Annotated in this window: 13 protein-coding genes and 2 pseudogenes; 6 read left to right on the top strand and 9 right to left on the bottom strand. The window is 48.9% G+C overall.

What is annotated here, in order from left to right; all coding sequences use genetic code 11:
- Positions 1 to 3: 3 nt before the first annotated feature.
- From WDV74_RS17530 to WDV74_RS17515, 4 genes are all read right to left on the bottom strand, one after another.
- Positions 4 to 1,431, bottom strand: coding sequence for a sigma-54 dependent transcriptional regulator (locus WDV74_RS17530; protein ID WP_338885673.1), 1,428 nt, complete (start codon positions 1,429 to 1,431; stop codon positions 4 to 6).
- Between the two features lie 97 nt (positions 1,432 to 1,528).
- Positions 1,529 to 3,949 (bottom strand): ABC transporter permease, encoded by a 2,421-nt coding sequence (locus tag WDV74_RS17525; protein WP_338885672.1) that lies wholly within the window; start codon positions 3,947 to 3,949, stop codon positions 1,529 to 1,531.
- A gap of 9 nt (positions 3,950 to 3,958) precedes the next feature.
- Positions 3,959 to 4,666 carry an ABC transporter ATP-binding protein gene (locus tag WDV74_RS17520; protein ID WP_338885671.1) on the bottom strand — a complete coding sequence of 236 codons (708 nt, stop codon included), beginning with the start codon at positions 4,664 to 4,666 and terminating at the stop codon, positions 3,959 to 3,961.
- Positions 4,667 to 4,690: 24 nt separating this feature from the next.
- Complete coding sequence (locus tag WDV74_RS17515) at positions 4,691 to 5,977, bottom strand: HlyD family efflux transporter periplasmic adaptor subunit (RefSeq protein WP_338885670.1); 1,287 nt, start codon at positions 5,975 to 5,977, stop codon at positions 4,691 to 4,693.
- 293 nt (positions 5,978 to 6,270) lie between these two features.
- On the opposite strand from WDV74_RS17515, the pseudogene WDV74_RS17510 reads away from it, so the two are divergent.
- Positions 6,271 to 6,453: pseudogene (locus WDV74_RS17510) on the top strand (IS110 family transposase); the annotation flags it as partial.
- Between the two features lie 3 nt (positions 6,454 to 6,456).
- Here the strand turns inward: WDV74_RS17510 and WDV74_RS17505 are convergent.
- A pseudogene (locus tag WDV74_RS17505) lies at positions 6,457 to 6,567 on the bottom strand (DDE-type integrase/transposase/recombinase); the annotation flags it as partial.
- A 98-nt stretch (positions 6,568 to 6,665) separates the two neighbouring features.
- Entirely contained in the window at positions 6,666 to 7,874 is a 1,209-nt protein-coding gene (locus WDV74_RS17500; protein ID WP_338885669.1) for a transposase, read from the bottom strand.
- 22 nt (positions 7,875 to 7,896) lie between these two features.
- Here WDV74_RS17500 and tnpA (WDV74_RS17495) point away from each other — a divergent pair, with 22 nt between their 5' ends.
- The gene (tnpA, locus tag WDV74_RS17495) at positions 7,897 to 8,313 is read left to right on the top strand and encodes an IS200/IS605 family transposase (protein WP_338885602.1); all 417 of its coding nucleotides are present in this window, start codon (positions 7,897 to 7,899) and stop codon (positions 8,311 to 8,313) included.
- Positions 8,314 to 8,340: 27 nt separating this feature from the next.
- Here the strand turns inward: tnpA (WDV74_RS17495) and WDV74_RS17490 are convergent, their stop codons facing one another.
- Positions 8,341 to 8,571, bottom strand: coding sequence for a HigA family addiction module antitoxin (locus WDV74_RS17490; protein WP_338885668.1), 231 nt, complete (start codon positions 8,569 to 8,571; stop codon positions 8,341 to 8,343).
- 151 nt (positions 8,572 to 8,722) lie between these two features.
- On the opposite strand from WDV74_RS17490, the gene WDV74_RS17485 reads away from it, so the two are divergent.
- From WDV74_RS17485 to WDV74_RS17475, 3 genes are all read left to right on the top strand, one after another.
- Positions 8,723 to 9,055 carry a type II toxin-antitoxin system RelE/ParE family toxin gene (locus tag WDV74_RS17485; RefSeq protein ID WP_338885667.1) on the top strand — a complete coding sequence of 111 codons (333 nt, stop codon included), beginning with the start codon at positions 8,723 to 8,725 and terminating at the stop codon, positions 9,053 to 9,055.
- Position 9,056: 1 nt separating this feature from the next.
- Positions 9,057 to 9,341, top strand: coding sequence for a NadS family protein (nadS, locus tag WDV74_RS17480; protein WP_338885666.1), 285 nt, complete (start codon positions 9,057 to 9,059; stop codon positions 9,339 to 9,341).
- Positions 9,342 to 9,686: 345 nt separating this feature from the next.
- Complete coding sequence (locus WDV74_RS17475; protein ID WP_338885175.1) at positions 9,687 to 10,712, top strand: IS110 family transposase; 1,026 nt, start codon at positions 9,687 to 9,689, stop codon at positions 10,710 to 10,712.
- A gap of 551 nt (positions 10,713 to 11,263) precedes the next feature.
- Here the strand turns inward: WDV74_RS17475 and WDV74_RS17470 are convergent.
- On the bottom strand, positions 11,264 to 11,983 hold the full coding sequence (locus tag WDV74_RS17470; protein WP_338885665.1) for a hypothetical protein: 720 nt from the start codon (positions 11,981 to 11,983) through the stop codon (positions 11,264 to 11,266).
- A 165-nt stretch (positions 11,984 to 12,148) separates the two neighbouring features.
- Positions 12,149 to 12,565, bottom strand: a complete 417-nt coding sequence (gene tnpA / locus WDV74_RS17465; protein ID WP_338885843.1) for an IS200/IS605 family transposase — start codon at positions 12,563 to 12,565, stop codon at positions 12,149 to 12,151.
- Positions 12,566 to 12,587: 22 nt separating this feature from the next.
- On the opposite strand from tnpA (WDV74_RS17465), the gene WDV74_RS17460 reads away from it, so the two are divergent.
- The gene (locus WDV74_RS17460) at positions 12,588 to 13,796 is read left to right on the top strand and encodes a transposase (protein ID WP_338885664.1); all 1,209 of its coding nucleotides are present in this window, start codon (positions 12,588 to 12,590) and stop codon (positions 13,794 to 13,796) included.
- Positions 13,797 to 13,807: the final 11 nt, after the last annotated feature.

The following is a 13,807-nucleotide window of genomic DNA, read 5'->3' as shown; positions in this document are numbered from 1 at the left end:
TCCTTACTCTTTAGATTTGTTCAAACGACGGTAGAACGCACTACGGCTGAGCCCTAATGATTCTGCCGCGAGATTGGCGTTACCATCCCAATGTGCGAGGCGCTGCTGTAAGATAGTTTGCTCAAGTTGCTCCAACGTTTGGGACATGCCTCCGCTGATGAGTTCATTTGTAACAGGCATTGACCGGGCAAGGTTATCACAAGGCGTTGTAAGGTTGGCTAGCTCGGGTAACACGCGCGTGGTCAACGTGTGGTCGTACTCGCCGTTGCCTAGAAGCACCATGCGTTCAATCACGTGGCTGAGTTCTCTGACATTGCCAGGCCAATCATAAGCTTGAAGTAATTGCCTGGTCGCGGCAGAGAGGTGGCCTAGTGGTTTACGGTATTTGTCGCTGTATCGCTGGATCAACTGTTCGGCCAGGGGAATGATATCCTCCAGGCGTTCTTTGAGGGCAGGTACACGAAACTCAAAGGTATTGAGTCGGTAAAAGACATCCAGGCGAAAGGTACGTGACTGAACCATTTCAGGCAGATCGGCATTGGTCGCGGCGATTACACGGACATCGACGTGTTGGGTTTTGGTGCCCCCGACTTTTTCAAACTGGTTGGATTCGAGTGCACGCAACAATTTAGCCTGCTGTGGTAGCGGCGTATTGCCGATTTCATCGAGGAACAGAGTGCCCTGATCGGCCAGTTCAAAGCGGCCGATACGCGTTTGTTTGGCGTCGGTAAATGCGCCTTTTACGTGACCAAACATTTCACTTTCAAACAGGTTTTCAGGAATACAGCTCATATCTACGGCGACGAACGGAGCTTCCTGACGGGCTGAGTGTTGATGAATGTACTGAGCCAGCAGGCTTTTTCCGGTGCCATTTTCGCCGGTGAGGAGAATGTTGGCATCGCTTTGAGCGACCACTTTGAGTGTATCGAGCAAATCACGCATCGGAGGAGAATAAGCCACGAGATACTCGGGTTGCTGTTGGCGTGCCTGGGCTTTGAGAAACTGGTTCTCCTGCTCCAGATGTTGTTGCTTTTTCTGGATGTCGCGCAGCTTCAGCTGAGTGCTCACCATTTGCAGCAGCCGTTCGTTATCCCAGGGCTTTTCAATAAAGTCTGCCACGCCTTTTTGCATGGCCAGGACGGCGATGTCAATCGAGCCCCAGCCAGTCATAACAATCACGGGCAGGTCGCTGTCGAGCACCTTGATGGCATCGATCAAGTTCAGCCCTTCCTGACCAGACGTGGTATCCAACTGGTAGTTGAGGTCAACCAAGGCGATATCCGGAGTGTACTGTTTGATGCTCTCCAAAGCCTGGTCCGGTGTCTGTGCCGTGATCACGTCAAACTGACGTATCTTAAGCATCAACTTTAGCGTGGACAGAATGTTGGTGTCGTCGTCAACAATGAGGATCGTATGGGTAGTCTTTAACATATCCTGATTCTTCTTTTTATACGGCCTTAGGGCCTTATTATGTACCTAAGGACACTGACGTTGTTCAAGTCGGACGCTTGGGGCATCCGGCCAGGTTTTACTGTTCACGCAAGGCAAACATTGGGTTTTGCCTGATGGCTTTCTGGGCTGGTATTAAGATCGCGATGGAGACAATCAGTGCAATCCCGGCGGCGATCAGAATGAATAATACCATTGGGTTGATGGCGTTAGTACCGACGATATTGCCGACCAGAGGATAGGCAGCAAACACAATCGGAGCCGACAGTAGCAGGCCAATGGCCAGTTGTACCCACCCCTGAATCATCAGCATCCTAAGAATATCGCCTTCGGTCGCACCCATCGCGCGGCGAATGCCCAGCTCCTGGTAACGTTGGCTGATAGTTTTGGCCATGACACCATAGATACCACTACCGGCGAGTAACATAGCGACGAAGCCAAAAAAGTTAAACAGGATCGCGATGTAGGTCAGGCCGGCGGTGTTGCGCTCCAGTAACTGCGTCATGGTTTTCGGGTGATAGACCGAGAGTCCAGCGTCAAGCTTGGCAACTACCTGCTCGATATTAAAACGCGTATTAGTCCGGATAGGATCGTAAGTCACGATGGCGATCTGGCTCTGAGGTTGCTGTAGCAACGACTGGTACACGCTTGGCATGTGTTTGCTGTGCCCAAACGGACGTCCTTGAATGACATGAGAAACGACACCGACGACGGTCGACCATTCCAGGCTGTCTGCCCGGCGCAGTTTTTTACCCAGAACATTGCGCTCACCAGGCCAGTAACGCTGTGCGAAGCTGTCCGTGATGACGACCACATTGCGAGTATTGGCGTTGTCGCTGCTGTCGAGCAGACGTCCCTGTTGCAGTTGCACGCCCATCATTGCCAGCGTTCCGGGCAGCACAGAGATGGTGTTGGCTCTAGGCAGAAGGTTCTGTTCGTCGTTTAAGGCGGTCTGACCTTCCAGCACTACTTTACTAGTCAATGTGTACTCACCAGGCAGTTTGGTCATGATGCCAACGTTGAGATCGGGTGAAACCGCTTGCAGTTCACTTTGTAGGGCTTGATAAAAATTTCTGATCTGCTGCGAATCGTAGTGGTCTGGCAGACTGACTTTGGCGGTATAAAGGCCTTGCTCATTGATCCCATAGTTGATTTGTTTCGCTTCATAAACCACTGCGGTCAGGTAGGCACCGAGCGACAACACGGTGCAGGAAAGTAGCACTTCAAAGACAACCAATGCGCGGCTGAGTTTACCACTGCGACGGCTTTGCGCACCGCGAGTACCGTCTCGCAGGATTTCTGTAATGTTGCACTGTGTCATTCGCCAGGCTGGCAACGAACCCGTTAACAGGCTGACGATCAAGATAAGACCAATAGCTTTAACCAGCACATCAGCGTCCAGTCCCAGTTGCCACCAGAATGGTGGTTTATCCGGTACCATTGCGACGATCACGTGGTTGGTCAATGACAAGCCCCAACCGGCGAGAAGAATGCCGAGTATGCCGCCCAACAGACAGATCAGGGTACTCTCTAGCATCATTTGGCCGATCAGGCGAAACGTAGGTGCGCCATGGGCCATGCGAATCGCGCTTTCCTTCGAGCGTTCTGATGCGCGCGCCAGTAGTAGGTTGCCGACGTTGCTGCAGGCCAGGAGCAGAACAAACGCCACTCCAGACAGCATGACAACAAATATCGGTTTCGAATCTTCCCCGATGAAACTGTCCATGAAAGTGATAGCAAACGCGGAACGGCCAGTGTTGGTGGTAGGATACATGGTTGCCAGGGACGTCATGATACTGCTGAGTTCCTTGTCGGCGTCGGCCACTGTCTTACCCGGGGCTAGTTTGGCAAACATGAAGACATCAGGCGCATTGTCACGGGTAATTTTGCTGTCGTTCAACTGAGTGGGTAACCACACTTGGTTATTCATCGGAAACTCGTAGCCCGCCGGCATCACACCGATGATTTCAGTGCTCACACCGTTAATATCGAGCTTCTGCCCCAGGATGTCGGTACGTCCACCCAGACCATTCTGCCACAGTTGGTGACCAATGATGACAACCGGATTGGCGCCTTCGACGATGTCGTACTGGTTGAAGCTTCGTCCTTGCTCTGGCTGGGTATCGGTGAACTCGAACAAATCCGACTGAGCACGGATGGCAACATAGCGCATTGCTTTGCCGTCAATACTGACGTTAGCTATGTCACCGTAATAGTAGCCCATATATTCCAGGGTACGGCTGGAAGATTCGATGGCCTGGTAATCAATATAGCTGAGCGATGAATCGCCGAGACGCAGATCGTTGATACTTGGGCTGATCATGACCATACGCTCGCCATCTTTAAAGGGTAGCGGTTTGAACGCGAGAGTATTGATGAGCGAGTACATGTAAATACTCAACCCCAGACCACAGGCCATGATCAATAAGGTGAGGACCGTGAATCCCGGTTGTTTTAACATTACGCGAGTGACATAATTAATATCCATTATCCAACTCATGGTTACCCCTTACGCCACCAGGCCACTGTTATTGAGGTAGTGATCGTCTATCAGTGTACCGTCAAAGATATCAATTTGGCGCAGAGAGCGGGCGGCCGAGCGTGGATCGTGGGTGACGATACAAATGGTGACACCATCGGCGTGCAGTTTGTCGAACAGCGCCATAACCGCTTCGGTATTTTTGGAATCCAGGTTGCCTGTCGGTTCATCGGCCAACAGTAGTGATGGCTGACCGACGATGGCGCGTGCAATGGCTACACGCTGTTGCTGACCGCCGGACAGTTGGGACGGGAAGTGTTTGCCTCTGTGCTGCATATCAACTTTCTCCAGCGCCCCAATCGCCATACTCTGTGCCTGTTTACGAGAGATATTCTTGCGGTAGGTCAGTGGCAGCATCACGTTCTCTTCAACTGTTAAATCACTTATCAGATTAAATGATTGGAAAACAAAACCAATTTCCTGATTGCGAATTTCCGCCAGACGGTTCGATTTTAGAGTACCGACATCAATGCCATTGAGGTGGTACTGACCGTCGCTTGGGACATCCAATAAACCGAGGATCGAGAGCAGTGTCGACTTACCACAGCCGGAAGGCCCAGTGATAGAGACGTATTCGCCCTGGTTAATACTCAAGCTGATATCACGGAGAGCGTGTGTTTCGATTTCATCGGTGTGAAAGACTTTACACACTTCGCGCAGTTTGACGATGGTGGACATAACTGTTCCTTGTGTTTTTGTTATTTAGTTTATGCTGATCTGATCCAAATGGGACCAGGCATTAGTGTTTGAGGTAATGATGCGATCTGCGGCGGTTAACCCGGATTTGATCTCAATATTGTCCGCGGACCCTAAGCCAAAGTTTACGGGGACTCGAACCGCAGAAAGCCCATCTTGTGAGATCTTAAAGACACTGCCCGGTGCGTTACTTTGCGCGGAACTTGGACGGGCGACGAACAGGGTTTGGTTGATGCTCGATACTTCAATGGTGCCCTGGATACTCAAATCGGGGCGCACCTCTGGTGGGAGAGACCCTGTCAGAGAAACATCGACTTGGACAGTGCCATTGATTACGGCTGGATCGATGCGCGTGACCTCACCATCGATAGTGGTGTTGTGGGTGTTAATCGTGACTTTTTGTCCTAGTGCGACGTCGCGAATCTGGCGTTCCGGGATATCTAGTTCGGCGATGAGATCGCCTTGTTGAGCCAGTTTAGCAATGTTATTCCCAACAGGAACGCGTTGGCCTACTTCGATGTTAACCGCCTGGATGACGCCGTTTTGGTTGGCGACGACCATGAGTGAGTCGAGCAAATATTCTGAGCGGGCAAGGCCTTTTTTAAGCCTACTGAGCATCGCCTGACTGGCGGCAAACTCGGCCTCCTGAGTGGTTTTAAGGGTAGCCAGGCGTTGTTTTTCGATGTCCCAGCTTTGCTTAGATCCCTCTGCGTCGAGTCGTGACCTATCAAAATCAATTTTTGGTATGAAACCATTGACTCTCTTATACAAGTTTTTTTCTGCTTCGTACTTTAGTTTGGCTTTGTCATAACTGTGTTTTGCTTTGGACACTTTGGACTGAGCATCCAGCAAGTTGTTAATATGACGCATCTTCAGCGCTTGCAGATTAGCCTGCTCAGCTTCCAGTTCCCAGCGAATTTCCTCGGTTTTCTGAGTCAGCTCAGGATTTACCATTTCAGCAATCACATCACCTGCAGCGACGACGGCGCCTGGTTTTACGAGGACTCGTTCAACGCGGCCATCGACGCTGCTGGAGATCCAGCGGATGTATTTCGGGGCGAGAATACCATTACCACGTACTTCAACGGCCATCGGACCAAGGTTCACCGTGGAAATGATGACGTTGTTTTTGTCCACCTGATAGCGCTGTGATGAAATCACGGAGGAAAAATACACACCTGTCGCGATGAGTGCCAAGCCCAGGATAATAAGGTTCATTTTCTTGAGTGTGAATGACACTTTTTTTTGTTTTTTAATGTCCATGAGAATATAGCTTTCTGTATATGTTTTCATTTTTTATGCATTAAACGTACCAATATCAAATAATGATAAGAAACAAAAAAATATAAACAGTGTCGGAAGTGTATTCCCAAAAATGCGTCTATTTGCATGAAAATTTTGGGACTGTCCCATAATTGGAATTGAACGACACCAGCGACTCTGTCAGACATTGGAGAATGTAATGAACGCATCCCAACCACTTAGCCTTTGGCATTGTGCTGGAATTGATAGATGAGATGTGGATTACGGCCTTATAGTGCTTAAAAGCGGAGACTATTGCTCCCTGATGACTGGAGGATCCCCCCATGAAATCTACTCCTTTTGGAGTCGATATTGCAAAACATTTGATGCAAATTCATTTTGTCGATGAATACACCGGTGAACTTATTGATAAGCAACTGAGGATGCCGGATTTTTTAACGTTCTTCAGTAACCGCGAACCTTGTCTGATTGGCATGGAAGCCTGTGGCGGTGCGCATTATTGGGCTCTAGCAGTTACCCTTACGGCTCATGCTTTGGATAATTTTATTTTGCCAGAGTAAGCGGCGAAATTTTTTACTCCGGTATTGACTGCCCTGGTCTGAATGAAAAATCAGCCGACCTTCAATATTCTCAGAGCTGCTTCGCGCCCAGCTTTCTGGCGTGACGTTCCATTCGTTGACATCCTCCCCGCCCTAAAGGACGGGGATTCCTACAGCGTTCAGACCGAAGCCTGACTCACCTCGGTGGGTTCCTGCTTCAACGGGCGGTCTGACTGCACCATCCCTCCACAGGCAAGCACGGCATGTCCTGCCGCTAAAATATTACGTGCGGCGTTTACATCCGCGTTCGCGGTGTAGCCGCATACCTGACACACGAATTGACTTTGCGTCTGACGGTTTTCTTTCGCCGTATGACCACAGCAGGCACACCGCTGGCTGGTGTATGCCGGAGGTATCGCCAGTACCTGACCACCGCGCCAGAGCTGCTTGTACTCAAGCTGACGGCGCATTTCATGCCAGCCTTGATCCCGTATCGAGCGGTTCAAGCCTGATTTGCCTCTGACGTTTCTTCCGTGCTTCTCTGCCGTGCCTTTTGCCGATTTCGACATGTTACTGACCTTCAAGTCTTCAATGACGATCATCGCGGGGTTTTTGCTGATTTCACTGGTGACTTTGTGAAGGTAGTCGCGCCGGATATTGGCAATGTGCGAGTGCAAGCACTGGATTTTCCGTTTTTGTTTCTGCCAGTTTGCGCTGAATTTTACTTTGCGACTCAACTGCCGCTGGAGTGTTGCCAGCTTACGTTGGTTTGCTTTGAAGCTGCTTACTGGCTGATATACCGTGCCATCTGAAAGCGTGGCAAGTTTTGTTACTCCGGCATCCAGTCCGACCATTGATTCTGCATTGTGAGCAGGGTCAGTCACTTCGTATTCAGTCTGGATACTGACGTACCATTTGCCGCATGACTGGCTGACCGTGACGTTTTTCACTTCGCCAATGACTTCACGGCTGTTGCGATAGCGTATCCACCCTAACTTTGGCAACGAGATTCGACTGTTGGGCTGATCGAGCTTCACGCCCTGCGGGTAGCGGAATGAGTCATGTTGACTACGTTTTTTGAAGCGGGGGAATGCAGCACGCTTCTGGAAGAAATTTTTGTAGCCGCGCTCCAGATCTTTCAGTGACTGCTGCAACGGTTGCGAGGGAGATTCTTTCAGCCATTGTGTTTCAGGTACGGATTTCCACTCAATCAACCATGAAGCCATTTTGGTGTAGGGGAGATATTTATTCCCTGCTGCATGGTTCTCATTCTGGAGTGCCAGTGCACGGTTAAAAACGAAGCGACAAGCCCCTGCGAAGCGTCGCATATCGCGCTCCTGCTGACCATTTGGTCTTAACTGGAATTTGAAGGCTTGAAGTCGTATCATGACTATCATTATACTTTGGTCTATGACAAAAGAAACTGATAGTCGACGCGGAAGACACGGTGTTTTCCTGATGCACGTCCACTTGGTATTCGTCGCCAAGTATCGACGAAAGATATTCGATCTTGATGCCATCGAAAAGCTACGCAGCTACTTTAGCAGCGTATGTGCTGATTTTGGTGTTGAACTGGTTGAAATGGACGGCGAATACGACCACGTGCATTTGCTGATCAACTCCCCGCCAAAGCTCGCAGTATCGAATCTGGTCAACAGTCTTAAAGGCGTTTCCAGCAGGCTGCTTCGGCGTGACCGTCCAGATATTGCTCTACGCTATTACTACAAAGGCGTTCTGTGGACACCGAGCTATTTTGCAAGCAGTTGCGGAGGTGCGCCGATCTCGATCATCCGGCAATACATCGAGCAGCAGAAAACACCAGGTTAGTCGGAAAACCGCGCCTGATAAAATCCCTTACTTATTGGGCGCTTTCTGAAGCCTCAGCCACATTTCCGGCGTACTGCCTATCACATTAGCCAAACGCACCGCCATTGCTGGCGTGACCGCTGCGCGACCTTCCACTATACGCTCAATCGTTGAGGGGGAGGCATCCAGTGCCTGCGCAAGTTCTCTTAGACTCATATTTAAATGTGCCATCTCCTCAGAGATGTAACGCCCTATATGGGGTCGCATATGTCTAGCCATTTAAATGATTTCCTTAACTAACTCTTGATGCTTCTAATTCTAGAAATGAGAAGTATCACACAACACCATGCTGATGGAAAAATCATAAATCATGCTGGTAATTTCGACACAAAAGGCGTACTATGTACTCTTAGGAAAAGGAGATTTACCCGTGAGTCATGCAATAGAGTTCATTGAAACCAGTTTGTTTACCCGACAGATCAAAGATATTGCCACTGATGAAGAGCTTAAAGAACTTCAGCGAGAGCTGATCGAATCGCCGGAAAAGGGCGATCTAATACGTGGCACAGGGGGATTGCGTAAAATAAGAATGGCTATAGGCTCACAGGGAAAAAGCGGCAGCGCCAGAGTGATTTATTTTCTGGCAACCGAAGAAATTATCTATCTGGTGATGGCTTATCCTAAAAATAAAAAAGATCGTTTAACGGATGCCGAAAAAGCGGAAATGAAAAAACTCACAAAATTACTAAAAGACGAGGTGTGATATGACTTTTTTTGACGAATTGAAAGCATCCCTAGAAGAAGCCGTTGAAATTAAACAGGGCAACAAAGCCGCTACCCGCGTTACTCGGTACGACGTTGCCGACGTGAAGGCGATCCGTGCTCAGCTCAACATTTCACAGGCAGAGATGGCGGAAGCGTTAGGCACCAGCCTCGATACCATCAAAAGCTGGGAGCAAAAGCGCCGTAACCCTACCGGACTGGCCGCAAAAGTGTTAGCTGTTATACAGGAAGATCCTAATTTCTATAAGGCGCTGGCAACACATTAGCGTGATATGACGCCAGTTAATGCTGTTTACGTTGCGGGCGGAACGGAATATCATTTTTCTGGCCGCCCCTCCACCAGCTCGGGCATGACGCCTATGAAATCACAACAAGAGGAGGAGGTTTTTTGAGTAATCATTAACAGGGAGATTGGCATTAAAATAACACCGGATAGGGGAAGACTGTTGTGCTTTAATAAATTCGGACATTTTGGTAAAGGAATAGAATGACTTTTATTAAGGTGTCTTTATGTGTACTAGCTCAGACTTGACCTGATGAGATGGACGTCCCGTATGGCGTCAATTGTACCAAAATGAAATAAGCATATTCATTTTATGGGAGCGTCCATCATGTATCATAAAATTCTCGGTATTGATCTCGCTAAATCTGTTTTTCAGCTTTGTTTGCTTAACGATAATCACATTATATTTAATAAAAAAATGACCCGAAGTCGATTACTGGATGCTGTTAGACAAATGGAATCCGGGACTTTGATTGCTATGGAGGCTTGTAGTACCGCCCACTATTGGGCACGAACGATTGAAAATCTAGGTTTTAAAGTTTGCCTTATTCCCCCTCAGCATGTGAAAGCTTTCGTTAAACACCATAAAAATGATGCCAATGATGCGTTGGCAATATGTGAAGCTGCGAATCGGCCGGGTATGCATTTTGTTCCGGTCAAAAATCTGTATCAACAAGACCTCTGTGTTCTCCATAATGTCCGGCAGTCATTAGTTCAAAAACGCGTTGCTCTCTCTAATCAAATCAGAGGACTGGCAGCAGAATATGGCATTATTTTTCCGCAACGCTCTGCGGCTCTTAGAGAGTCACTGTACGAGGCACTTGAAGATGCCGATAATGGATTAACGATGATTGCACGCAGGGTTCTGAAACAACTCTATGAAGAATGGCTGAAGCTGATCCAGCAGACAGAGGAAATAGAAGAAACCCTCAAGTCGCTATCATCGCAAACGGCTCAGTGGCAGCAACTCCAATCTATTCCCGGTATTGGCCCCCTGATTGCCTCCGCAATGGTCGCGTATATTGGTGATGGAAAACAATTTAATAACGGCAGGCAAATGGCCGCTTGGTTAGGACTCGTTCCTCGACAGGCCAGCAGTGGTGGGAAAACACAATTAGGCAAAATCACTAAAAAGGGTAATCGGTACCTACGCGGGATTTTAATTCATGGCGCCAGAGCTGCTATACAACGCAGAGCGTTACGGCATGATGCACTCGGTGATTGGATGCAGTCTTTGGTTAACCGACGGGGATTTAATAAGGCGTGTGTCGCTTATGCCAATAAATGTGCCAGGATATGCTGGTCAATTATGGTTAATAAAGATGCGTTCCAGATGAGCAAAGCCTTTGCTTAAATAAACCGGTTTCATTTTCAATAGAGTTGACTACAGTTGATGAGCTAAACGGTTATCCGGCCTTGCAAAAACCTGAGACTGTCGAGGATTTTTAATCCGTTGATCTGATGAGGAGGCAAGGTTCGGACTTCACCATGGCGCCGCAAATTTAAATGATTGCCAGACGCCGGATATATGACCGTGAACCGAAATTAGCAATACACTGAGTCACTAAAAAAGTTGAATATTATGGGACGTCCATATATGACAGTTACCGGTTATTTATACAGGTGTCTGTCAGGTTAAATCTGGTTCAGATTTTTTTCTGCCCAGAGTCGTTTTCCATCTAGTAATGGAGACCATAAAAATCTGTGGAGCATTTATGCAGCAATCTTTTCTGTCCAAGAATGCTCCGTTTCGTCACCTAATTTTATGCCCGCGCTGGAGCCATTTTCAGGTAGGTGAGTCGTTATCAACGACTGCGTTTTTGCCCTCTTAGGGTATGAATACGTGATTTGGAGAGGTTATGTATTCAGAACAGATGAGAAGCAGGTTTAGACTCACCAAACAGGTCACTCATTTCGCTCAAACACCGTGACAAGAACACGTTTTTGGTTGTCGTCGTTGATCACCATCAGGTACTTGAACTTGGAATCTCTATGGCCCCAGACTTCCACGTTATCTACGCGGCCATACTTTCTGGCTTTATGACGAGCCACCTTCTCGTCAAAGGGCTGAACCTGTAGCTCTGGATGCTGGAGGCGGCCAACGAGTGAGGCCCACGGTTTTTTGGGGTCTCCAGAGGTTATCCGTGCCTGATACTGATCGATGGCATGTTGAGTAACCAGGACGGGGCCAATGGCCAGAGTCAATATTTCGTCATGGGTCTGGGTATAAGTTTGCTTGTCCACATCGAGGAGCTCAACGTTGCCCTCACCCGGCTCATCCATAAACTCCATGCTCTGCGAAACTTCAATAGTAGCGCCCCTTAAACGTCCAGTGAGACAAGCCGCAAACTTGGATGCAAACGCCTTGGTGGATTTTCCCAGCGCCAGCTTCTTGATTGCACCTTTGGATACCACCAGCTTGTAACCAGCACCTGGCTCTCTGCAAAAAACCTGTTTGTCCAGCACCAGATAGCGAATGGCTACGAGCTCAGCCAAAAGATCCGCCTCTTCGTGGTCAAAATCAATACGGACATCAAGGATGCCTTTCCGTTTTGTACCAACGCGCCAGAATACAAGGGCTGAATTATTTGAAGTTTTCTTCGAGACGGTAGTCAATGTCATCATGGTCTATTTCTCCATTGCCGGGATAATGGTCGGCATCGCCGCCAGCACCCCTATTCGTTAGGGTTCATTTAGATGCTATCACGGGTTTTAAAAATGCAACCCCTGGTGTCACTCTATTTATCAGGTTAGTCGTAAAACCCCGTCCTTCAGGGCGGGGTTTTACGACTAACCTGGTGTTTTCTGCTGCTCGATGTATTGCCGGATGATCGAGATCGGCGCACCTCCGCAACTGCTTGCAAAATAGCTCGGTGTCCACAAAACGCCTTTGTAGTAATAGCGTAGAGCAATATCTGGACGGTCACGCCGAAGCAGCCTGCTGGAAACGCCTTTAAGACTGTTGACCAGATTCGATACTGCGAGCTTTGGCGGGGAGTTGATCAGCAAATGCACGTGGTCGTATTCGCCGTCCATTTCAACCAGTTCAACACCAAAATCAGCACATACGCTGCTAAAGTAGCTGCGTAGCTTTTCGATGGCACCAAGATCGAATATCTTTCGTCGATACTTGGCGACGAATACCAAGTGGACGTGCATCAGGAAAACACCGTGTCTTCCGCGTCGAATATCAGTTTCTTTTGTCATAGACCAAAGTATAATGATAGTCATGATACGACTTCAAGCCTTCAAATTCCAGTTAAGACCAAATGGTCAGCAGGAGCGCGATATGCGACGCTTCGCAGGGGCTTGTCGCTTCGTTTTTAACCGTGCACTGGCACTCCAGAATGAGAACCCTGCAGCAGGGAATAAATATCTCCCCTACACCAAAATGGCTTCATGGCTGATTGAGTGGAAATCCGTACCTGAAACACAATGGCTGAAAGAATCTCCCTCGCAACCGTTGCAGCAGTCACTGAAAGATCTGGAGCGCGGCTACAAAAATTTCTTCCAGAAGCGGGCTGCATTCCCCCGCTTCAAAAAACGTGGTCAACATGACTCATTCCGCTACCCGCAGGGCGTGAAGCTCGATCAGCCCAACAGTCGAATCTCGTTGCCAAAGTTAGGGTGGATACGCTATCGCAACAGCCGTGAAGTCATTGGCGAAGTGAAAAACGTCACGGTCAGCCAGTCATGCGGCAAATGGTACGTCAGTATCCAGACTGAATACGAAGTGACTGACCCTGCTCACAATGCAGAATCAATGGTCGGACTGGATGCCGGAGTAACAAAACTTGCCACGCTTTCAGATGGCACGGTATATCAGCCAGTAAGCAGCTTCAAAGCAAACCAACGTAAGCTGGCAACACTCCAGCGGCAGTTGAGTCGCAAAGTAAAATTCAGCGCAAACTGGCAGAAACAAAAACGGAAAATCCAGTGCTTGCACTCGCACATTGCCAATATCCGGCGCGACTACCTTCACAAAGTCACCAGTGAAATCAGCAAAAACCCCGCGATGATCGTCATTGAAGACTTGAAGGTCAGTAACATGTCGAAATCGGCAAAAGGCACGGCAGAGAAGCACGGAAGAAACGTCAGAGGCAAATCAGGCTTGAACCGCTCGATACGGGATCAAGGCTGGCATGAAATGCGCCGTCAGCTTGAGTACAAGCAGCTCTGGCGCGGTGGTCAGGTAGTGGCGATACCTCCGGCATACACCAGCCAGCGGTGTGCCTGCTGTGGTCATACGGCGAAAGAAAACCGTCAGACGCAAAGTCAATTCGTGTGTCAGGTATGCGGCTACACCGCGAACGCGGATGTAAACGCCGCACGTAATATTTTAGCGGCAGGACATGCCGTGCTTGCCTGTGGAGGGATGGTGCAGTCAGACCGCCCGTTGAAGCAGGAACCCACCGAGGTGAGTCAGGCTTCGGTCTGAACGCTGTAGGA

Source organism: Xenorhabdus sp. TH1, from assembly GCF_037260955.1.
GTDB classification, from domain to species: domain Bacteria; phylum Pseudomonadota; class Gammaproteobacteria; order Enterobacterales; family Enterobacteriaceae; genus Xenorhabdus; species Xenorhabdus griffiniae.
The sequence above is the reverse complement of the archived record's forward strand: the minus strand, read 5'-3'. Positions and strand labels throughout refer to the sequence as shown.